Source organism: Marinobacter salicampi (genome assembly GCF_011074795.1).
GTDB lineage: Bacteria > Pseudomonadota > Gammaproteobacteria > Pseudomonadales > Oleiphilaceae > Marinobacter > Marinobacter salicampi.
Genome location: NZ_JAAMPF010000036.1, coordinates 156649 through 178707, shown reverse-complemented (window position 1 = coordinate 178707; position 22059 = coordinate 156649). Strand labels below are relative to the sequence as shown.

Annotated in this window: 19 protein-coding genes; 10 read left to right on the top strand and 9 right to left on the bottom strand. The window is 57.7% G+C overall.

The window, feature by feature from the left end:
• Positions 1-7 precede the first annotated feature (7 nt).
• The 3 genes from G7W63_RS18690 to G7W63_RS18680 are packed head-to-tail and all read right to left on the bottom strand — an operon-like array spanning position 8 to position 3864.
• Complete coding sequence (locus G7W63_RS18690) at positions 8-1207, bottom strand: acetyl-CoA acetyltransferase (RefSeq protein ID WP_166261966.1); 1200 nt, start codon at positions 1205-1207, stop codon at positions 8-10.
• A gap of 31 nt (positions 1208-1238) precedes the next feature.
• On the bottom strand, positions 1239-2687 hold the full coding sequence (locus tag G7W63_RS18685; RefSeq protein WP_166261964.1) for a hydroxymethylglutaryl-CoA synthase family protein: 1449 nt from the start codon (positions 2685-2687) through the stop codon (positions 1239-1241).
• A gap of 37 nt (positions 2688-2724) precedes the next feature.
• Positions 2725-3864, bottom strand: coding sequence for an acyl-CoA dehydrogenase family protein (locus G7W63_RS18680; RefSeq protein ID WP_166261962.1), 1140 nt, complete (start codon positions 3862-3864; stop codon positions 2725-2727).
• 238 nt (positions 3865-4102) lie between these two features.
• On the opposite strand from G7W63_RS18680, the gene G7W63_RS18675 reads away from it, so the two are divergent.
• Positions 4103-5101, top strand: a complete 999-nt coding sequence (locus G7W63_RS18675; RefSeq protein WP_166261960.1) for a LysR family transcriptional regulator — start codon at positions 4103-4105, stop codon at positions 5099-5101.
• Positions 5102-5286: 185 nt separating this feature from the next.
• Here the strand turns inward: G7W63_RS18675 and rlmE are convergent, their stop codons facing one another.
• Entirely contained in the window at positions 5287-5910 is a 624-nt protein-coding gene (gene rlmE, locus G7W63_RS18670; RefSeq protein WP_166261958.1) for a 23S rRNA (uridine(2552)-2'-O)-methyltransferase RlmE, read from the bottom strand.
• Positions 5911-6071: 161 nt separating this feature from the next.
• On the opposite strand from rlmE, the gene G7W63_RS18665 reads away from it, so the two are divergent.
• The 5 genes from G7W63_RS18665 to G7W63_RS18645 all read left to right on the top strand — a co-directional run bounded on the left by G7W63_RS18665 (position 6072) and on the right by G7W63_RS18645 (position 13480).
• A complete protein-coding gene (locus G7W63_RS18665; RefSeq protein ID WP_166261956.1) occupies positions 6072-7733 on the top strand; it encodes an NAD(P)/FAD-dependent oxidoreductase in 1662 nt (553 codons plus the stop codon).
• On the top strand, positions 7730-8458 hold the full coding sequence (locus G7W63_RS18660; RefSeq protein WP_166261954.1) for a TrmH family RNA methyltransferase: 729 nt from the start codon (positions 7730-7732) through the stop codon (positions 8456-8458). The genes G7W63_RS18665 and G7W63_RS18660 overlap by 4 nt, the downstream gene beginning before the upstream one ends.
• Positions 8459-8543: 85 nt before the next feature.
• Positions 8544-9593 (top strand): NADP-dependent oxidoreductase, encoded by a 1050-nt coding sequence (locus tag G7W63_RS18655; RefSeq protein WP_166261952.1) that lies wholly within the window; start codon positions 8544-8546, stop codon positions 9591-9593.
• 644 nt (positions 9594-10237) lie between these two features.
• The gene (locus G7W63_RS18650) at positions 10238-11398 is read left to right on the top strand and encodes a TAXI family TRAP transporter solute-binding subunit (RefSeq protein WP_166261950.1); all 1161 of its coding nucleotides are present in this window, start codon (positions 10238-10240) and stop codon (positions 11396-11398) included.
• A 93-nt stretch (positions 11399-11491) separates the two neighbouring features.
• The gene (locus tag G7W63_RS18645) at positions 11492-13480 is read left to right on the top strand and encodes a TRAP transporter permease (protein WP_166261948.1); all 1989 of its coding nucleotides are present in this window, start codon (positions 11492-11494) and stop codon (positions 13478-13480) included.
• Positions 13481-13658: 178 nt separating this feature from the next.
• Here G7W63_RS18645 and G7W63_RS18640 read toward each other — a convergent pair whose 3' ends face one another.
• Entirely contained in the window at positions 13659-14384 is a 726-nt protein-coding gene (locus G7W63_RS18640) for an SOS response-associated peptidase family protein (protein WP_166261946.1), read from the bottom strand.
• 364 nt (positions 14385-14748) lie between these two features.
• Here G7W63_RS18640 and G7W63_RS18635 point away from each other — a divergent pair, with 364 nt between their 5' ends.
• Positions 14749-15057 carry a KGG domain-containing protein gene (locus tag G7W63_RS18635; protein WP_166261944.1) on the top strand — a complete coding sequence of 103 codons (309 nt, stop codon included), beginning with the start codon at positions 14749-14751 and terminating at the stop codon, positions 15055-15057.
• Positions 15058-15336: 279 nt separating this feature from the next.
• On the opposite strand, the gene G7W63_RS18630 is transcribed toward G7W63_RS18635, so the two are convergent.
• The 3 genes from G7W63_RS18630 to G7W63_RS18620 form a co-directional block, all read right to left on the bottom strand.
• Positions 15337-16236 (bottom strand): OmpA family protein, encoded by a 900-nt coding sequence (locus G7W63_RS18630; RefSeq protein WP_207308999.1) that lies wholly within the window; start codon positions 16234-16236, stop codon positions 15337-15339.
• The gene (locus tag G7W63_RS18625; RefSeq protein ID WP_166261942.1) at positions 16233-16634 is read right to left on the bottom strand and encodes a DUF4398 domain-containing protein; all 402 of its coding nucleotides are present in this window, start codon (positions 16632-16634) and stop codon (positions 16233-16235) included. The genes G7W63_RS18630 and G7W63_RS18625 overlap by 4 nt, the downstream gene beginning before the upstream one ends.
• A 283-nt stretch (positions 16635-16917) precedes the next feature.
• Positions 16918-17121, bottom strand: a complete 204-nt coding sequence (locus G7W63_RS18620; protein ID WP_166261940.1) for a CsbD family protein — start codon at positions 17119-17121, stop codon at positions 16918-16920.
• Positions 17122-17443: 322 nt separating this feature from the next.
• Here G7W63_RS18620 and G7W63_RS18615 point away from each other — a divergent pair, with 322 nt between their 5' ends.
• The 3 genes from G7W63_RS18615 to G7W63_RS18605 all read left to right on the top strand — a co-directional run bounded on the left by G7W63_RS18615 (position 17444) and on the right by G7W63_RS18605 (position 20327).
• Positions 17444-18169 carry a Crp/Fnr family transcriptional regulator gene (locus G7W63_RS18615; RefSeq protein WP_166261938.1) on the top strand — a complete coding sequence of 242 codons (726 nt, stop codon included), beginning with the start codon at positions 17444-17446 and terminating at the stop codon, positions 18167-18169.
• 269 nt (positions 18170-18438) lie between these two features.
• A complete protein-coding gene (locus G7W63_RS18610; RefSeq protein WP_166261936.1) occupies positions 18439-19173 on the top strand; it encodes a Crp/Fnr family transcriptional regulator in 735 nt (244 codons plus the stop codon).
• 119 nt (positions 19174-19292) lie between these two features.
• Positions 19293-20327: a diguanylate cyclase domain-containing protein gene (locus G7W63_RS18605; RefSeq protein ID WP_207308998.1), complete on the top strand. Its 1035-nt coding sequence runs from the start codon at positions 19293-19295 to the stop codon at positions 20325-20327.
• 30 nt (positions 20328-20357) lie between these two features.
• Here G7W63_RS18605 and G7W63_RS18600 read toward each other — a convergent pair whose 3' ends face one another.
• Positions 20358-21887: a methyl-accepting chemotaxis protein gene (locus tag G7W63_RS18600; protein ID WP_166261922.1), complete on the bottom strand. Its 1530-nt coding sequence runs from the start codon at positions 21885-21887 to the stop codon at positions 20358-20360.
• Positions 21888-22059: the final 172 nt, after the last annotated feature.

Below are 22059 nucleotides of genomic sequence, written 5' to 3'. Positions count from 1 at the left end.
TCGACATTCACTCGTAGCGTCCGATAATCGAGATGCTACAGATGTTCTGGTGCGGGAAGCCCCCCAGGTTGTGATTCAGCGCCAGGCGGGGGTCTGAAAGCTGTCGGTCGCCCGCGCGCCCCTGAAACTGCAGATAGTTTTCATAGATCATGCGCAGACCCGAGGCGCCGATGGGATGGCCAAAGCATTTCAGTCCGCCATCAATCTGGCAGGGGATCCGGCCATCGGCATCGAAATCGCCGTTGAGAACGTCTCGGACGGCCTGGCCTTCATCAGAGAGCTGCAGGTCTTCCATGGTCACCAGTTCGGTAATGGAGAAACAGTCATGCACTTCCGTCATGCTGATCTCTTCCCGGGGCTTCCTGATACCCGCTTCGTTATAGGCGCGTTGGGCAGCAATCCGGGTGGTCTTCAGGTAGGAGCCGTCCCAGTCACTGAAGCTGGCCTCATCACCATTGGAAACCGCCAGTTGCAAGGCCTTGACCGACACCAGATCGGTTTTGCCCAGGCGCCGGGCGATTTCAGGCGTAGTGACAATGGCGCAGGCAGAGCCATCGCTGACACCGCAACAATCGTACAGACCAATCGGTTCTGCAATATAAGGGGCGTTGATGGCCTGTTCTTCGGTGATTTCCCGGCGAAGATGGGCCTTTGGATTCTTGGCGCCATTGGCGTGGCTTTTTACTGACACATGGGCCATGGCACGTTTGAGCTCGGCCTTGTCCAGACCATGCTTGGCCCGATAGCCACTGGCCAGCTGGGCAAAGGAGCCGGGCGCCGACAGGTTGGGCCAGAACATATCGTTTTCCACGCCACGGGTACGCTGGGGCAGGCCGCCGTAACCGACGTCTTTCAGCTTTTCCACACCCAGCGCCAGGGCAATGTCACAGGCCCCTGAGGCAACAGCATAAACCGCACCGCGAAACGCTTCGGTACCGGTAGCACACATGTTCTCGACTTTGGTAACCGGAATATTCGACAACCGCAGGGCAAGGGAAAGAGGCAGCGCGCTGGCGCCTACGTTGTAGGCATCAATACCGGCACCAAACCAACCCATTTCAATGTCTTTCTTCTCGATACCGGCATCAGCAATACACTCCTCGAACGCTTCCACCATAAGGTCGGCAGGGCTTGCATCCCAGCGCTCACCGAACTTGCTGCAACCCATGCCCAGGATCACTACCTTGTCCTTGATTCCACTAGCCATATTCAATCACCTGTGTTGTCAGCTGCGCGATTTATTGCCCGGAGGGCGTGGCTTTCCAGAAATACTTGCGGAAGCCCCGCTGGTTATCGAACTGCCGGATGCGAAAATGCAGACTGACGGCGACACCGGCTTCAATACTGCCTTCCTCGACTTCCGTGAAATCCATCATCAGTCGACCACCCCCTTCAAACTCCACGAGTCCGAAATAGGCCGGTGGGTTCCAGTCAAAGGTCAGTCGGTCGGCAGTCCAGGTTTTTACCCGGCCGGGTATGGTGGACATGGGGTAATCGTCCTGACTGTCGAGGGCGCCGCACTCCGGATTCACGCAGTAGTTGTCCCGCGGGATCTGCACCGTGCCGCATTCGCGGCATTTGCCGCCTATAAAAGCGGTCAAAAGATCCTTTCTGCGATACATCGCGGCCAGGTAACTCTGCTTGTCCAGTTCGCCGCGCTTGCCGGTTTCGCGCTCAACCAGGTTGTTGAAGCTGAGGAAGCGGTTGTAGTTGTCATCCGGCCGCCGGCGCTCGAGCGCTCCGGCAAACCCGGTTTTCGGACGCCGCTTGCCGATCTGGTCAGTGGCTTTGAACAGCACCACATCCGTGCCCTGGCCAAAACCCGCCAGCAGGATCAGCTCACCGGGTCTTGCGGTTTCGAGCGCTGCGGTCAGCAAGACAATCGGATGGGCAGCCCCGGCGACACCCATTGAAGCGATGCGGTTGTCCACCACGGCCTGTGCCGGAATTTCCAGCTTCTTCGCAACGGCCAGAGGTGTCTTGGCCTGGTCAGACGCCAACACGAAGTGGGCAATATCACCAGCTTTCACGCCGACCTTCTCCAGCAGCCGTGAGGCGGCCTGCGGCACACTCTTGAGGTAACCCTCATCACGGATCCAGCGTTCTTCCCACTCGTAATCCAGGGTGGAATCCTCACCCCTGTAGTGATCGACAAAGTCGTTCACATAGGTCTCGCTGCCCAGGTATTCCGCAATCACATTCTCGTTGCCGACACCCAGGGCGGCTGCCCCGTCGCCCCAGAGCATTTCCGCCCGAGACCCACACCTGGTGCGCCGGTGTTCGGATGCCACCAGCATGGCGGTCCTTTTATCGGAGTGGCCCGCCTCAAGCATTGCAATCAGGGCCGAGGTCGCTGCCCGCTGGGAAGCGCTGACGTCCATGGTGCGCAGACGATCACCCAGGTTCAGCGCCTGGCTGACCACGACTGAATTCTGGCGATCAAGAAACGGCAGCGTGGTAGAAGCCAGATACAGCGTATCCACGGAATCGGCGTCGAGAACGGAGAGACAGTCCTGTCCGGCTTCCACCGCCATGGTGATGGTATCTTCGTCCCAGTTGCAGGTGCTGCGCTCGCCTTTCGCGAGGCCGCGGAGACTGGCATCAAACCAGTCGTTGGCGTCGGCTATGGCGGTTCTGGAGAGCCTGCTTCTCGGTATGTAGGCGCCGTATGCGGTAATACCAAACATGTGAACTCCTTCCTTTTGTATTGCTTATCGGTGTTACTTAGAGGGAGCGACTGATCACCAGCTTCATGATTTCCGATGTGCCGCCGTAGATCCGGCGTACCCGTGCGTCAACATAGATACGGGAAATGGGGTATTCGCACATGTAACCATAACCGCCAAAGAGCTGCAGACACTGGTCTACGACCCTGCCCTCGTTCTCCGTAGTCCAGAGTTTGGCCATGGCGCCCTCTTCGGCGGTCAGGGTGCCCGCATCACATTTCTTGATGCACTGGTCCAGATAGGCCCAGCCGACTTCCAGACTGGTTTTCATATCGGCCAGCGCAAACTGGGTGTTCTGAAAGTCAGCCACCGCCTTGCCAAATGCTTTACGCTCCTTGGTGTACGCCACGGTCAGGTCAAAAGCACGCTGGGCTTCCGCCTGGGCACGGCAGGCGATGGTGATGCGTTCGCGCGGAAGTTCCCGCATCATCATGGCAAAGCCCTCACCTTCCTGACCCACCAGGTTGGTAACTGGCACGCGCACGTCCTGGAAGAACATTTCGGAGGTATCGGCCGCTTTCTGGCCGATCTTGGCCAGGTTTCGGCCGCGCTCGAAACCGGCACGCTCCGCTTCCACTATGATCATGCTGATGCCATGGGCGCCCTTTCCAGGTCCCGTCACACAGGCTAGCAACACAAAGTCGGCATTCTGGCCGTTGGTGATGTAGGTCTTCTGCCCGTTAATAACGTACTCATCTCCATCTCGGACGGCGGAGGTACGGATGGCCTTGAGGTCGCTACCGGCACCTGGCTCGGTCATGCCTATGGCAGCAATTTTCTCGGCAGTCACCATCTTCGGCAGCCAGTACTGCTTCTGTTCCTCAGTGCCCGCGTTCATCAGGTAGTACGCTACGATGTCCGCCTGAACGGAAAAGCCGACGCTGGCACCACCTATGGCATAGCCGGTTTCCTCAGACAGCACCATGTTGTAAAGAAAGTCTGCGCCCGGGCCGCCGTATTCTTCAGGCACGCCGCAACACAGAAAACCGTTTTCCGCGGCCTTTTTCCAGAATGACCGAGGCACCACACTTTCCTCTTCCCACTGCTCTATTTTGGGCTCCAGCTCGGTACGAAAAAAACGACGGACATTCTCGCGGAAGAGTTCGTGTTCGCTGCTATAGATGGCTCTGCTCTGCATGCTGTTTACCCTTGTCGTTCCTGACACTGGAGGACATCGTTGAAGAAGAGTGAGGGATCGGTTGGCTCCCGGTTATGGGCCAACCGTAGCAGCAAGAAAAATCTACAACAATTATATAGTTTTTATATCAACCATCTTTTTATGGCATACCTCAAGTGCAAGCAAGCGGCCGTTTGCCAATAACGTAAATGGTATATAGTGAAAAAATTGCATACTTCGAAGTTATAGGTGAGAACCCATGCCCTTCAATCTTAACGTCGACTTGCGCCAGCTGAACACTTTCCTGACGGTCGCAGACACCGGCAGTTTCAGCCGCGCTTCCGAGAAGCTCTTTGTAGCTCAGCCGGCACTGAGCCGTCAGATCAGAATGCTGGAAGAAGCATTGAACGTTGATGTGTTTGTACGCCACGGTCGGGGAGTGGTGCTGACGGCCGCCGGCGAGCTGTTATACGAGCGCGCGCGAAGCCTGCTGCAAAGCCTTGAGCGAACCCAGGCCGATGTCACCGCAGTGGCAGGGGAAGTGACCGGGCAAGTGGTACTCGGACTGCTGCCCACGGTCGCGCACACCTTCTCAGGGGCCATCATCGAGGAGTACCGCAAACGATTTCCGCAGGTAAACCTGGCGGTCAAATCAGCCATGAGCGGCACGCTTCAGCAAATGGTTATGCAGCATCGGCTGAACCTCGCCATTTCCTACAGCCAGAGTAATCACAAGAATCTGCGCTACCGCCCCTTGCTCGAGGAGCGTCTTTACCTGATTTCTCCGACCAATACGAAAGTGTCCAACCGGTCAGAGATAACGCTGGATGAGGTGCTTGAACTTCCCCTGGTCATGCCGGAAGAAAAGCATGGGCTTCGGGTGGCCATGGAAAAAGAAGCGGCGGAGCGCAACGTATCACTGAACCTGGCGCTTGAAGTCAGTGCCTGGCCGATGCTGACGGACATGGTTCGCAGGGGGCTGGGCTACACCATTTTGTCATCCGCTGCGGTGCACGAAATGACCACCCGCAAGGAGGTCATTGCCATCCCCATCACTTCCCCTGAACTGAAAAGAACACTTTCCATCGTCACCCCCACAGACCTGCCCTCTTCAGTGGCTACACTGAAACTGGCAGAGATCATCATGCAGCAGGTGGCGGAGCAGGTAGGTGCGGGAACCTGGAAGGGCAAACTGTTGTTCGACCCGAAAGAAATCAGTACGTCCAACAAGCCTCTCAATCTGCTTGCTGACGAGTGAATACCATTGAGTCACAGGATGAGCGCGAGCTACAGCTAATATATAAAGGTTCGGCATAGGACATGCACTCACCCATAGGTGTTCCATAAGCCCAGGTTTACAAAGGGCTCTGGGCCGGGCAGGTCGTTAGTGTTTTATCGCGGGTAATCTCAACGCCTGTCAGAACCGAAAGGAACTCCGTAATCTCACCTGCTCCTGAACCCCTTGGCCACCAGATACACTTCCCGAGAGCGCGACCTTGAGGAATCCGGCTTGCGAATGGACACCTTGTCAAAGACCTCACGCACGGCTTTGACAAACTCATCGTAGCCCTCGCCATGGAATACCTTGGCGACAAAGCTGCCTTTGGGCTTGAGCACCTGGCAGGCCATGTCCAGCGCAAGCTCCACCAGATACATGGAAGCAGCCTGGTCGGCTACATTGACGCCGCTGATGTTGGGCGACATATCGGAAATAACCACATCCGCGAGAGCGCCCTCCAGGGTGGCCATGATCTGGTCGAACACCTCCTGTTCGGTGAAGTCCCCCTGGATGAATTCAACTCCGGCAATGGCCTCCATGGCCAGGATGTCCGACGCCACCACCCGGCCCTTGTGTCCGACCAGCGTGGCAGCCACCTGGGACCAGCCACCGGGAGCAGAACCCAGATCCACCACCAGCGCGTTGGGCTGAATCAGGCGGTCCTTGTCATTGATCTCAAGGAGTTTGTAGCTGGCACGGGAGCGGTAGCCGTCCACCTGAGCCTGCTTCACAAAGGGATCGTTGACGTGCTCTTCGAGCCAGCGGTTACTGCTTTTGGAACGGGCCATGGGGTGTCTTCTGTTCACTGCGGGAAAGCCGCTAGTGTACGCCGCCGCGACACCTACCGCAAAAGTGGCCCGGCGCCTGACAAGCCCCTTGGCCGGCAGTACAATGGGCCCACTTTTCCAACCGCAACCTGTCGGCAACACGCCGGCGGCCAGGAAATACCATGATTCGCGTTACCGAACTGGCTTTACCCCTTGATCACCCGGACGAAGCACTGCGTGCGGCTGTTCTGCAGCGCCTGCAGCTTCGTGATGCTGATCTGATGCACTTTACCGTCTTCAAGCGGAGCTACGACGCCCGCAAAAAAAACAGCGAGATCAAGTTCGTTTACATCGTTGATCTGGCTGTGCGGGACGAAGCGGCGGTGCTGGCACGTTTTTCGGAAGACGCCCACGTTCGCCTGGCGCCGGATACCGCCTACTATCCTGTCGCTCAGGCTCCTGCCGGATTAACGGAGCGGCCGGTCGTGGTGGGGCTGGGGCCTTGCGGGCTGTTCGCCGCCCTGCTGCTGGCCCAGATGGGCTTCCGGCCAATCGTGCTGGAGCGGGGCAAGGATGTGCGCCGTCGCACCAAGGACACCTGGGCCCTATGGCGCAAAAAACAGCTGTCGCCGGAGTCCAACGTCCAGTTTGGCGAGGGCGGTGCCGGGCTGTTCTCGGACGGCAAGCTCTACAGTCAGATCAAGGACCCGAAGTTCTATGGCCGCAAGGTTATGGCCGAGTTCGTCAAGGCGGGGGCCCCGGAGGAAATCCTGTTTGTCAGCAAACCCCATATCGGCACCTTTCGGCTGACCGGCGTGGTGTCCCGGATGCGGGAGGAGATCATCAGCCTTGGAGGCGACATCCGCTTCGAACACAAGGTCACCGACCTGCTGGTGGAAAATGGAGAGGTCCAGGGCATAGCGCTGGCCAGCGGCGAACAGATCAAGAGCCGCCATGTGGTGATGGCGCTGGGCCACAGCGCCCGGGAAACCTTTCGCATGTTGCACAGGCGCGATGTCTTCCTGGAAGCCAAGCCGTTTGCCATCGGTTTCCGCATCGAACACCCCCAGGGCCTGATCGACCATGCCCGGCTGGGCAAGTACGCCGGCCACCCGGCCCTGGGCGCCGCTGACTACAAGCTGGTGTACCACGCAAAGAACGGTCGCGCGGTGTACAGCTTCTGCATGTGCCCGGGCGGTACCGTGGTGGCTGCGACCTCCGAGCCCGGGCGGGTGGTCACCAACGGCATGAGCCAGTACTCCCGTAACGAACGTAATGCCAACTCCGGCATCGTGGTGAACATTGAGCCGGCCAAGGACTTTCCCGGCGACCCGCTGGCAGGGGTAGAGCTTCAGGAACAGCTGGAAGCCACGGCCTATGATCTCGGGGGCCGCGACTATTGCGCCCCCGCCCAGCTGGTGGGGGACTTTATTGCGGGCAGACCGTCAGAGCAACTGGGCGAAGTGGAACCTTCCTACAAGCCCGGCATCCGACTGGGTGATCTTGCACCTTCCCTGCCCCATTACGCCATCGAAGCCATCCGTGAAGCCCTGCCCGCGTTCGGCCGGCAGATCCGGGGCTTTGACCGGGCAGATGCACTGCTGACCGGCGTTGAAACCCGCACCTCGTCGCCGGTTCGTATTACCCGTGACCGGGAGAGCCTGCAAAGCCTGAACACCAGAGGGCTTTACCCTGCCGGTGAGGGCGCGGGCTACGCAGGCGGCATACTCTCAGCCGGTGTGGATGGCATAAAGGTGGCGGAAGCCGTCGCCAAAGCGATGATGGCGGACCTTGGAGCCGGCTCAGAAAACCGAACAGCAACCCAGGCGGAAACCAGACCGTGAAACTAGGGGACGTCAGGAAACTGCACCAGAAGAAATATCGTCAGGCTCTCGGACACTTCCTGGTAGAAGGCGAGCATCTGGTGCTGGAACTGGAGAAAGCGGCAGGGGCCAATGCCCACTGGCAGCAGGCCGAACTGTTTGTCACCAGTACTTATGAGAACTGGCCCAGCCCCTGGCCCCGGCACCTGGTTACCGAACGGCAAATGGCGCAACTGACAGACACCAAAACTCCCCAGGGCCTGTTAGCGGTCGCGCGCCTTCCGCCTCTGGCCAGTAACGCCCCGGCGGAGGTCGAAAAGGCCGTCTACCTGCATGAGGTTCAGGACCCGGGCAACCTTGGGACCATCCTGCGCACGCTAGCCTGGTTTGGTGGCTTTCGCTGCCTGCTCAGCCCCGGCAGTGTCGACCCCTACAACCCGAAAGTCGTGCGTGCGAGCATGGGGGGCATTTTCCATGTGCCGGTGGAATTTGAAATCAGTCCTGAAACACTAGCCAGACGCTACCCTCGGGTCGCCTCCCTGGACATTGGCGGTGAAGCGATCACCAGCCCTGGTTTCATGGCCCACGACTGCTACCTGTTTGGCAATGAAGCCCGTGGCATACCTGGCGAAGCGCTGGCCAGGCTCAACGCCCACCGATTCACTATCCCAGGCGCTGCGACGGTTGAATCCCTGAACCTGGCGTCGGCCGTTAACATGGCGGTGTATGAGCTGAATCGGGCATAAAGATCCTGACAGACAATACGGGAACAATCTGCCCCCAAAAGTTTATTTGGCTCTAATCTCAAGACCAAACACAGAGGATCGAACAATGGATAAGAACCAACAGTACATTTTGACCGAACGGCCCAAAGGTATGCCTGACGACACCCACCTGGTGTTTACTGAAGCGCCTCTACCGACCCCGGGTTATGGAGAAGTACTGCTGAAAACCATTTATCTGTCGTTGGATCCTTACATGCGGGGCCGGATGAATGCGGGCGCCTCCTATGCCCGCAGCGTGAATCTGGGCGACGTGATGACCGGGCGTACCGTCAGCGAGGTCATGACCAGCAACAGTTCCTCATTGGCACCCGGCGACATTGTCCTCAGCGATAACGGCTGGCAGCGCTACGCCGTGGCGCCGGCCGAGGGGCTGGTCAAGCTCAATCCCGAAGAGATGCCGATCAGCACTGCCGTCGGAATTATGGGAATGCCTGGTTTTACTGCGTATGTCGGCTTGCTGGATCTGGCCCAGCCGAAAGCGGGTGAAACCGTCGTGGTCTCCGCCGCAGCCGGCGCAGTCGGCCAGGTGGTGGGCCAGTTGGCGAAGATGAAAGGCTGCTATGTGGTTGGTGTTGCAGGAGCACCTGACAAATGCGAGTACGTGGTCAAAGAATACGGCTTTGATGCCTGTATAAATTATAAAGACGACGACTTCGAGGCCCAGCTGATGGCGGCTTGTCCGAAGGGCATCGATGTTTATTTCGAAAACGTGGGTGGTCGGGTGTTTGATGCGGTCATGGAACTGGTCAACGACTTCGCCCGCATCCCGGTTTGTGGCCGCATCGCCCATTACAACATGACATCGCTACCCGAAGGGCGGGACCGGCTCATTCCGTTTATGGGCAAGGTGCTGGTCAAACGCCTGATGCTACGCGGCTTTATACAGTCAGATCATCATGATCGGCTGCCGGATTTCCGGAGAGACATGAGCCGGTGGATTCAGCAAGGCAAGATCCGCTACCAGGAAGACATCATCGACGGTTTCGACAATGCTATCAGTGCCTTTCAGGGACTTCTGCAAGGTGCAAATCGTGGCAAGTTACTGGTAAGGGTGAGCGATGATCCGACCTTGAGACCGTCACTTTCTAAACATTGATTACAGTGACCGTATCCCGCCGACGCCGCGATTGAATGTCTGAACCTGGCGTCTGCGGTCAATATGGTGGTCTATGAGCTGAACCGGAGACAGGTTCCGCTGTGCGAAACAATTCGCGCAGAAATACAAACTGGTTGGCGGCAGTCCGGCCGCAGCTAGAGGCCTGGTTCTGAAGCTTCCCTGCCGGGCGAGTATTACCGCTAATTCACCTGACTTACAGCCTATCCCGCATTTACTCATTCTATTCGCAGCGTTTTTGGTCCCCGTTGCGCTGTTGCGTAGAATTGATTTCCGAATTTTCCTGAACGGGTTGTTGTCGGATCGGACTTTGTTTACTCTCAAATTACAAAAATCAGTATTGCATGGCGAAACTGGACAATATTTAGTACCGCAATGCAAAACAGGTAGGTTATCCGAAACCACCTGGCTGAATTTTGTAGCGTCATCCAGCGCCCGCGGTGCCGGAGTCGTCGATTCAACCGGGCCACCACACCCGGGTGATTAAAAAGAGCAGGTTTTTAGGACAATGCCACAGGTTGACTATACTGAATTTGCTCTGACAAACGTTTTGATCCGGCAACTGGCCCCAGTGCCATTTCTGGTCACAGGCCGGAGATCCGGACAACCACACAGGACAAAGTACGATGCATAAAATCAACAAAAGTCTGCTCGTCGGTGTACTAAGTGCCACACCGCTGTTCGCCCACAGTGCCGACAATGTCGAACTGCCCGACACCCTCGCAATGACGGCGTACGGGACCGGGTCGGCCGGTTACACTCAAATGGTTTCCATTGGCAACCTCCTGAAGAACGAATACGGTACCTCCCTGCGTATCCTGCCCGGTGAGAATGACGTTTCCCGGATGACTCCGCTGCGAACCGGGCGAGTGCCGCTCTGCGCTTGCGGTATAGCCAGCTATTACGGGGCCGAAGGTGTACTCCTCTTCGCCGACCCGCAATGGGGACCACAGCCGATCCGCCTGATTGCCACCTCAACTGCCAGTTTTGGCCTGGGTGTCGCGGTTGCCGGTGATATCGACGTCGAAACCCCGGAAGATCTCAAAGGCAAGCGGGTGGCCTATATCCGCGGTGATGACGCCTTGAATGTCGGCACTGAGGCCTTCCTGGCTTTCGGCGATCTGACCTGGGATGACGTTGAGCGGGTTGAATTCCCCGGTTACGGCCGGTCGTTCGAGGGCATCGTGGCCAATCAGGCTGACGCTGCGTTCACCATGAGTGTGGCACCGCCAGCCCAGCAGCTGGCTGCCAGCCCAAGGGGTATCGTATGGCCGAAACTCGACCCGGATAACGAAGAAGGTTGGGAGCGTCTCCGGAATGTAGCGCCGTATTTCCAGCCTCACAAGGTCACGGCTGCCGCTGGCGAGGGCTATGGTAAGGACGACCCGTGGATCGGCGCGAGCTATCCGTACCCGATACTGGTCGGCAATGAGGACCTGGACGACAAAACCGCAGGCAGCCTGATCCGGGTGCTGATTGAGGATCACGACAAGTACAAGGACGCTGCCCCCGGTAACGCCGGTTACTCGCTGGAAAACCAGAACATGCAGTGGGTAATCCCTTATCACGAAGCGGTTGTGGAGTATTACAAGGAAATCGATCACTGGACCGAGGACATGCAGGCGCATCAGGATAAGCTGGTTAAACGCCAGGAAGTCCTGCAGAGCACCTGGAAAGACTTCATGGACTCCAACCCGCCGGAAGACGAAGACGAATTCCGTAGCAGCTGGATGGAAGCCCGTGCCAAAGCTCTTGAAGCCGAGGGAATGGAACCGGTTTTCCGCTAAGACCTCCCGCTACGCCGGGGTACCGGGGCTCAGGCTTCGATACTCCGGCGTTTCAGTTGTCACCCTCAAATATTCTCCGGAGCCTCTGATCACATGAGTTTGCCCAAGGCACAACCCGTTAGTCCGGCTAAAATATCCGGTATCCGCCAGCTCGATGGGTTCTGGCTCTGGGTGCCCAGGGTCGCGACCCTGGCTCTGACCCTGCTGGCGATTGACTACCTGTTCAACCTGGGGCTTTTTACTTTCGTAACCGAGGTGGAAAGCCAATTCTTCTATACCGTGGTAGCACTGATGCTGCCGCTGGTTTTTGTACTCTGGCCAGCCTCTCGCAAGGCTTCCCATACCCGTGTGCCCTGGTACGACATTATCCTGTATTTGTTTGCTACCTCCGTGTGCGGCTTCTTCGTGTTCAATGCCGAGCGTATTCTCGACAGCGGCTGGGAATACGAAGCCCCGGAGTACGCCCTTGTGATGAGCTTTCTGTTCTGGGGCGTCGTCCTTGAGACAGCCCGACGCGCCGGTGGCTGGCCGATCGGGATCATTGTCGGGTTCGCAAGCCTGTATCCGATCTTCGCTGATGTGATGCCGGGGCCGATCCAGGGTTTCCCATCCTCACCCTCCCAGACCGCCATCTACCACGCCATGAGTCGTGAAAGCGTTATGGGCATTCCGCTGCAGGCCTTTGCCAATCTGGTCATCGGCTTTCTGCTCTTCGGTGTGGCTCTTCAGCAGACCGGCGGCGGCAAGTTTTTCATTAACCTGGCGTTTGCCCTGCTGGGCCATGTCAGGGGTGGTCCTGCCAAGGTGGCTGTATTCTCCTCCGGCCTGATGGGCTCCATGAGCGGCAGCGTCATCACCAACGTGCTCACCACCGGTGTGCTGTCTATCCCGGCGATGCGCAGGGTCGGCTTCGGACGCTCATACGCAGCCGGTGTTGAAGCCTGTGCCTCCACCGGTGGCGTACTGATGCCGCCGGTCATGGGTGCAACGGCGTTTATCATGGCCAGCTTTCTGAATATTCCCTACGGTACGATTGCGCTGGCGGCGGTGGTGCCTTCATTCCTGTACTTCATGGGGCTGTTCATCCAGATCGATGCCTACGCCGCCCGTCACGAACTCAAGGGTTTGCCCGCAGATGAGCTGCCTTCCCTGCGCCAGACCCTGAAAGAAGGCTGGTACTTCATCTTCGTTTTCGTGCTGCTGATCTGGCTGCTGTTCTTCCTTCGGCGGGAAGCAATTGCGCCTTTCTACGCCACTGCTTTGTTGCTGGTGATTAACCAGATACTGCCTTACCAGCGTTGGGGCTGGAACGAAGTGAAAGGGTTTTTCTCCAGTTCGGGCAAGCTGTTCGCAGAACTTATTGCGATCCTGGCGGGCGTGGGGCTGCTGGTCGGGGCGCTGTCTGTGACCGGCATGTCAGGCACCATTGCCAATGACCTGATTTTCCTTGCTGGCGGCAATACGCTGGTGCTGCTGTTCATGGGCGCGGCAACCAGCTTTATTCTGGGCATCGGCATGACCGTTACGGCCGCCTATATTTTCCTGGCGGTGGCTCTGGCACCAGCCTTGATCAACGGCGGCGGTATGGACCCGCTGGCTGTCCACCTGTTCATCCTGTACTGGGGCATGCTGAGTTTCATCACGCCGCCGGTGGCACTGGGCGCCTTTGCTGCTGCATCAGTAGCGGGTGCGCGGGCAATGGAGACAGGGTTCCAGGCCATGAAGCTCGGCAGCGTGATCTACTTCATCCCGTTCCTGTTCGTATTGAACCCGGCACTGATCCTCCAGGGTGCCTGGGACGAGATTCTGGTGGTGTTGTCCCAGGCCATTGTCGGCGTTGCATTGATTGCCGGCGGCATGCAGGGGTACCTGCTGGGTGTTGGCAATCTGTCGCTTTACCGTGTGCTTCAATGGCCAATACGTCTGGCGCTGATTGCCGGCGGTATGCTTCTGGCGATACCCGGTGGCGGGCCAGTGCCCTTCACCAACCTGGAGCTGTCGATGATCAGTGCGGTTCTGCTTGCGCCAGCCCTGGCGCTGGTATGGTGGTCTAACCGGCAGGAGAAGCACGCTGCGACCTAAGCGCCGCATTTAGCCGAGCATGCGTAAATAAGGGAGGCTTTCGAGCCTCCTTTTTTATGCCCATGGCAACAGGTCAGTCGGTCATAACCCCGAAGCTGAACAGGCCTCCCTATTCGCAGTGCCGGCCGGCTCGGGCAAATTGTAGCTACAAAGCAACCGTCTGGCGTGGGGTTATGGGTTATGGGTGGGCAAGATCCCCTTCTTCATCAGCCTCAAGCAAAGTGGCGACGGGTGAAACTGTGCCGTTCTTAAAGGTTTTCACTTCCTCGACTTCCAGATTCGCATATAGCCTGGGATGCTCAAGCAGCTGGTCGATTTCCCGGGCCTGGGTAATCGTCTCGTCCAGCCACAGGTCCACGAACTCCGGCGTCGGTGGCAGAAACAGCGGAAAGGCCTTGTCATGGTAGGACTCGAACTTGAGGTGGGCATCACGGGTTATAACCGCGCAGCTGAACTGCCCATTCGGGAAAGGGCAATATAACGCACCAAGAAGGAAGGGCCGGGTCCCTTCCATCAGGTACTGGTGCTTTCGCCCTCCAATTTTTTTGGATTCGCCAATACCGGTCGCCACCACAATGCCGCGGTGATGGCGAAGGGGTTCCCGCCAGAAGGGCGAATCGAGGTTCCTGGCGTTGAAGGTCGTCCGCTTGCCCACTTCGAGCCGGTCGTCCCTGGCCACACAATCAAACCACCAGGTTGCGTCCACCAGGCGTGGCCGCCCTTCATCCGCGATGATCAGCCCACGAATCCGGCGCTCTGCGTTGCCGCCGAATGCCGGGTAGAAGTGTTCCATTTCCCCGGGGGCCTGGCGGAAAAGTGGCGGAACCAGATCCCCAAGGCCGATTTCTTCCAGAAGATTTCCCACTTCAGGGCTGTCTGTGACGCGGCGGATATATCCGCACATGGACGACTCCTCTATGCTTGGGCCGTTGCCAAAACCTTAGCAAGCCACTCCTCGGATTCTCCAGCCTACACCTCCGATGATGACAGCTTTCTCTCAGTCGTGACATCGCCTTTTATGGAAGAGCTTTAGTATGTAATTGATTTAATTGCATTTTTACTTAATTAATTGTAATTGATCTGATGCCCGAGTCGTTGTTAGTTTTTACCTGTCGGGAGCAAAGAAGTGTTTTTGCTTTTCAGCTTATGTCCGCTCAACCAGAGAAAAGACAGCACCCGGCACCAAGCTACTGTGACAACTCAGTTACTACGTCAAACTCAGTTACTACGTCAATAGTTACTGGACGCAAGAGAAAAGGAGAGCTCATATGGCTAACAACCGGACTGACAACCGCGGATTCGCCTCAATGGACAAGGACAAGCAGGAAGAGATTGCCCGGAAAGGCGGCAAAGCAGCTCATGAAAGCGGCAACGCCCATGAGTTTGATTCCGAGGAAGCCCGCAAGGCTGGCAAGGCCGCCCACGAAAGCGGCAATGCCCACGAGTTTGATTCCGAAGAGGCTCGCAAAGCTGGCAAGGCTGCCCACGAAAGCGGCAATGCCCACGAGTTCGACTCGGAAGAAGCCCGCAAGGCCGGCAAGAAAGGCGGGCAAAACAGCCACAGCGGTGGCCGTTAACTGCTGGCAATCGCAGCAGCAGGCCGGCACCCGCTCATCGGGGCCGGCAGAAAATGCGACGCGAAAGCTCCGGTGTATCGGCTTTCCGTCGTATTTTTTTGCCGTGCACAGCAGGGCTAAGCAATACTCACCGGTCTACCTCATAAACTCACTGATCCCAAAAACTCGCTGGTGCCATATAAAAAAGGGCCTACGCAATCAACGTAAGCCCTGACACTCCAACCATTCTTATCCTACAGAACCTGTCCCCGGATGCCTGGGTCAGACCCTGACATCCCACTAGGACCGCGGAGGGTTCTCTACAATTATCTCTACCCGACGGTTCTGCTGGCGCCCATTGGCGGTGTCATTGTTTGCCACCGGCCGGTCCATGCCGATACCTGCCGAGGTCAGTCGTTGGTAGGCTATGCCCTGTTGAGTCAGATAAGACATAACCGAGTCGGCGCGACGTTGGGACAGTCCCTGGTTGAGTGAGGCACTGCCGACGTTATCGGTGTGTCCTTCAATCTGCACACGCCGGTCGGGATACTGGTTCAGGAAACTCACCAGCTTGTTGAGATTGCCGTTGGCGCCACCCTGAAGCTCCGCACTTCCGGTCGCGAACAGCACATCGCCCAGCGTCAGGACCACGCCACGGTCGGTGATCTCAGCTTCCAGGGCGTCGATCTGGCGCTGATACTCTTCTGCCTTCAGCGCTGCTCCGGCGGCCGCCTGCTCTTGCGAACTCTCTGCTGCATCCGCTGCGTCTCGTGCCTCGGTGGCATCGTCACGGGCATTGCTCACTTCGAGTGTCCGCGCCCTCAACCGCTCCGCGTCACGCTCCTCGCCCAGGCGCAGGCGCTGATCTTCCGCGTAGCGGGTGGTTGCTTTGGCTTCGGCAATTGCAACAGCCTGGTCTGCCATGAAGACCCGGTGTTTGCCCAGGTCTGCATCGGCTTCGGGCAATGGCTGCTCTGCAATACGAACAGCCGCTTCAGCCTCCCTGAATTCGACCCGGGCCCGCTCGGCCAGGTTGGGGTCGCCCTGCAGGGTTGTCAGTTTGCCACGTACCTGTTCGGAGCCCTGTGGCGCACCCGGGGCAGAAGCACAGGACACCAGTACCAGCGAGGACAACAGCAGCCCGGTCAGGGCAGTAGCCTGCTTTACACGTTTGCGAGGTTGCATTAGGGACGTTTTCATTGCTGATCTCCTGTGCGCTGCATTTCTTCGGTCAGGGCGTCAGCGCCACGGCCCATTTCCCTGTTGATGGCTGCGGCTTTGGCGGATTCGGTGCGCGCCGAGGCAAGCTTTGCCACGATGGCCGATTCCCGGGCGAGACGCTCGGCCTCAACCATCTGTTCTTTACTGATGGATTTTTCCGCCATTTCCAGTTTCTGCTGGGCGTCGTCGAGTTCAGCGCCTGCGTGTTGGCGGGCACCTTCCTGCTCGGCGCTGTCGATAGCGTCTCGGGCCTCAGTCAAGGCGTTGGTCGGCGGCAGCGGGGCCGAGCTGCATGCACTTAAAAGGACAACGGCCACTGCCAGGCTCAAGGCACTTGAGACGCGGCGGGTGAAATAACGGTGATTTGGCTGGTTCATGTCAAGGGTCCTTCTGAAGCCTGACTTCGTCAGTGCAACTGTGACGCCGGACGGGCGCTGCTTCGGTAGGCTAGCGAGCGGGCGACGGTAATGTGTTCGGGGCACTGTTGGGCGGCATCTCAGTTCTTGCAAACCTGAAAACCGGCCTGACAGTGAACATGCAGTTCAGCCTGGTGCTTGCCCTGGTCGTGGGCGGTCCTACACGCCCACAAAGAAGGGATGGGTTGACTGCCTGCAGCGTCAAACCGCAGGCATTACAATCAGGCTCTGCAAATCGTGATGATCAGACTCTGTTGGAATCTTCGAAAGCCTTGAGCTGCTTTTCGGCTTCGTCTTTGGTAATGCCGTAAGCCTGCTGAATTTCGCCGCTGAGCTGATCGCGCTTGCCATCCATCACATCCAGGCGGTCGTCGGTGAGCTTTCCCCACTGGACTTTTACCTTGCCTTTGAGCTCTTTCCAGTTGCCTTCAATAATGTCCTTATTCATTGCTTTCTCCTGTGGCGCCGTCGCCAGCGCGTTTACATGAGACGGAAACTCACATACGCAAATGTCTGTGCCGTCATCGAGCATTGTGTGCTCAGAAAACACCCTGGTATGTACGCTACCGCGCTTTAAACATGCACCAACGTTACATTTTATAGAGGAACCCATAAGCATCAGACCGTCTCGGATAAAAGCTAAAGCAGCGTTATGTAATGAGTTAGCGGTGTAACGCACAGAGGAAGTACTTCTATTAATAGACATTGGCCTGTGGACCGGTCATGTCACCTTCTGTGCATGCCCGGCAATTCATGCCAGGGAGGACCCTATGTCGCCGAAAGAAAAAGCGGACACTGCTGGCATTCCGCCAGAGGGAAACCGCCTGATCAACGGCTTGCCGGCCAGGCAACGCATTGATGTTCTGGCCCGCTGCGACCGTGTTGAACTTGCGTTTGACTCAGTGCTCTGCGAGGCAGGGCTGCCCTTCGAGTACGCGTATTTTCCCGTTAACGGAAATATTTCTCTGGTCAACGCCTTCGATGACCACCAGCCGTTTGAGACCGAAAGCATCGGCAGCGAAGGCATGCTTGGCCTGGCGCTGATACTGGATATCAACCGGGCGTCCCAGCAGGGCATTGTCCAGACCCCCTGTCAGGCCCTGCGGATAGGCGCCGGGGACCTGCAGGCAGCGCTGATCGATTACCCCGCATTGCTGCCTATCCTGCAGCGCTATCTCTACGTGGTGGTCGCGGAACTCTTGCAATCTGCCGGCTGCCTCCGGTTTCATGATGCCGGCAAGCGCCTGGCTCGGGGATTATTACTGGCTCACGATCGCGCAGGCACTGACAAACTACCGCTGACCCACCTGCTGCTCGCGGATAGGCTCGGTGTTCAGCGGGGCGCCGTCACCATTGCCGCCATCAGATTGCAGAGGACAGGCATCATCCGCTATCGGCGAGGCAAGATCTCCGTAATTGATCGCCCGGGCCTGGAGGCAGCCTCCTGCGGTTGCTACAGGGCAAGTATTGATCATTACAACAGCATGTTTCCCTGAGTCTGGAAAAGCACCCGTCATCCGCCAGGTGTGCCCGGTAAACTGATAATCCATTACCTGATAAACGACTGACCCTGCCTTCAAGCTTCGCCTCCAGCCTTGTGCATCAAACGCATTACTCGTAACGGGAACTTTTACGTGTCCGCTTGGCGATCTCCAGGGTCTGTTGCTTTTCGCCAATAAGACCTAAGTACGGTTTCGCACATTAGCAGGCGTAAGTCAGGTACAGTAGAAGCAGGATACGTTGCACACCAAAGGAAGGCATTACCATGTCCCTGGCCCCAAACCCGGCGCAGAACACTCTCCTCGCGGCCCTGACTGAGGGTGTCCAGGAGAGGCTCTTCCCCCATCTCGAAGAAACACCCATGCCCCTGGGCAAGGTACTCTACGAGCCCGGCGATAAAATGCGCCATGTATACTTTCCCACCGACTGCATTGTGTCGTTGCTCTATGTCATGGAGAGTGGCGCCTCGGCTGAAATCTCCGTGGTGGGTAATGAAGGCCTGGTGGGCATTTCGTTATTCATGGGCGGCGAAAGTACCTCAAGCCGCGCCCTTGTCCAGAGCGGGGGCACCGGTTACCGGTTACTGGGCCAACGTCTGGTCGATGAGTTCAACCGCCACGGCGAACTGATGTCGCTGGTCCTGCGCTACACCCAGGCACTGATCACCCAAATGGCCCAGACCGCGGTCTGCAACCGCCACCATTCCATTGACCAGCAGTTGTGCCGCTGGCTGTTGCTCTCTCTGGACCGGCTGGACTCCAACCACCTGGTCATGACCCAGGAGCTGATTGCCAATATGCTCGGCGTACGGCGGGAAGGGGTAGCAGAGGCGGCGGGCAAGCTGCAGAAACTTGGGGTGATCGAATACCGCCGCGGGCACATCGAGGTAATGGATCGTCCCCGCCTCGAACAAATGAGCTGCGAATGCTACGCCGTGGTCAAGAAAGAGACGGACCGCCTGCTAAAACCGGGCTTTTCCCCAACCGGACAGCCCGCCTGAAGCTCGCACTTCCCGAAACCCATCCCGTTTCTCTGCATCACAAGTGTGCGCTTCCGCACAGACCTGGCTGAAGGGTAAGTTTAGTTTTGCAGGTATGGCCTTTTCATGGACACATGCCGATGACCACCCCGACCGATGACCACCGCTCCGCCTCTTACACGGGGTCGGGCCGCCGTCGTGGTAGTGGTATAAACCGACCTCCCCTGGCATCCCTTGAGAGCATGTCGTTCGAGGATATGGCATTGATTACCCTTGATGCCATTGGCGATGCCGTGTTGGTGGTGGACCCGCGAGATAAGGTGATCTACCTCAATAAGGTGGCCGAGACCATGACCGGCTGGCCGCGGGAAGAGGCGCTCGGGCGCCCGATTGAACAGGTGTTTTTCATTTTTGACGGGGTCACCCGGGAGCGGGCCCAGAGTCCCTCCCAGCGGGCAATTGATGAAAACCGGATCGTGGAACTGGCGGTGGGAAGCGTGCTTATTCGCCGGGACGGTGCGGACCTGGCAATCGAGGATTCCGCTGCGCCCATCCATAATCGCCAGGGCAGAACCGCCGGCGCGGTGATCGTTTTCCATGACGCCCGCCAGTCAGAACCCGAAATCAAACGGATGAGTCACCAGGCCCAGCACGACTTCCTCACCGGCCTGCCCAATCGAATGCTGCTGACGGAACGCCTTACCCAGGCCATCGGCATGGCCGACCGCCACAGCAAAAAGATCGCCCTGCTGTTCGTCGACCTGGACTACTTCAAACAGATCAATGACTCATTCGGCCACAGTGTGGGCGACCACCTGTTGCAGGCAATTGCCGCGGAGATTGGAGAATGTGTGCGGGCAACCGACACCGTGAGTCGCCACGGCGGTGACGAGTTCGTCGTCCTGCTCTCAGAAATCGAAGAGAAACAGGATGCCGCCAAGGTCGCTGAAAAAGTGCTGGCACAATTTGCGTCTCCCCGGCTTATTGATGGTCATGAGCTAAGCATAACCATGAGCGTAGGCATCGCCATCTACCCGGACGACAGCCTCGATGGAGACGCCCTAATGGCTGCCGCAGATTCCGCCATGTACATCAGCAAGAACCACGGACGTAACAGCTATCAGTTCTTTCAAAAAGAGCAGGAGCACCAGGGTCCTGCGCCAGTTGATGAATAGCGTACGCTGTCCGACATAGCCAAGGGACGATTACCCGACCTTATACCGATTCACAATCCCGTCGATGGTCTCGATGCTGGCATTCATCTCTCCGGCCATCCGGCGGGCGCCTTCTGCGCCGTCGATGACGACCTGGCTCTTGGCCAGAATGATGTGGATGTTCTGGTTGATTTCCTGGGAAGTGGCAGCCTGCTGTTCGGCCGCGGCGGCGATCTGGTCATTCATATCCCGCACCGTTCCGGCAGATGTAAATATGCCTGAAATCACTTCTTTGGCAGAGGTGATGACGGCGGTGGTCTCGCCCGAACGTGCCTTGCCTTCTTCCATGGACGCCAGGGTCTTGCCGGACATTTCCTGCAAACGTTCGGTGGTCTTGCGGATCTGATCAGTAAATGACTGGGTCCGTTTTGACAACTGCCTCACTTCATCTGCCACCACGGCAAAGCCGCGCCCGTGCTCCCCGGCCCGGGCCGCTTCAATAGCCGCGTTCAGGGCAAGCAGATTGGTCTGCTCAGAAATGGCATTGATGGAGCTCGATACAGACGCAATCTCCTCAACATTTTCAGCCAACAATTTCACCGCGCCGATGGTCTGGTCGAGGGAAGCATTGAGGGAATCCATCAGTGTCACGGCCGATCCCATGGACTCGTCGCCACTGGTCGCAGCCTTGTAGGAATTCCCCGCGGCCTGGGAGGCCGACTGGGCGTTGGCGGCCACTTCCTGAATGCTTGCCACCATTTCATCGGTTGCGGTGGCGGCCTGGTCGGTCTGGGCCCGCTGCTCATCGGCAGCCTCACCGGTCTGGCTGCTGATAACACTCAGCTGACCGGAGCTCGAACGGAGCTTTTCGGAAAGGCCAGCCAGTTCACCCACCACGGCTGAAAACTGGTCCATCATGGCATTGAAGGAGAGCGCTGCCCGGTCGTTCGGGTTCCCAGGCAGGCGACCCCGCAGGTCATGGTCCAGGGCGAAGCGGTTGACAATATCCACCATGGCCATGGAGCGGGCCTGCTCGGCACCGATCCGGTGTGCAATCAGGATCAGGATGACTGCTTCGAAGACCACAAAGGCGGCGTGGACAAAGGTCATTCCCCAGCTTGGGGCATGGTCATAGATGACGATGGGCATGTCTCCGAGGGTAACCCCGCCCATGTGCATGGCGGTGAACAACAGGTGGTGAACCGCGATCAGGCCAGCTGCAGCGACTACCGGCAGCCAGTCCCGGTAGACAATCACAAGGGCCAGGGCGGCAAAGATATGAAAGTGCATCTCCGTCACGCCGAGCTGGCTCTGAATCATGATGGCGGAATAGACCATCAGCAGACAGCCATTCAGTACCCCCGCCAGGCGGGTTCCACGGCAGAGCGCATAAACAGCTGTCGAGGCAAGCCCTACCAGCACGCTGCTGACTAGGGCAAAACCGAAGGTGCCGTAGCCGATCGGGATCAGACCAGCCACCACGGGGATATGGGCAAGCAGAAGCAACAGCATGTGCCAGTCAGCTTGCTGGCGTATTTCAGTCAGTGTGGAGGCATCGTTGGAACTGAGGTCTTGCTGCATACTGAACACCAAAAATATGGATATATTTGGTTATCGGCCGCTTCAGGCCAGCCTGAACATTAGACAAAGCAATTATTTGATACCTCATGTACCGAACCCATCGCTTTGAGTATCGCTCTTCCAGGGTGAAATAGAAGATACGCAGCCGGAAGCCGACCGGTTCCGTGGCGAT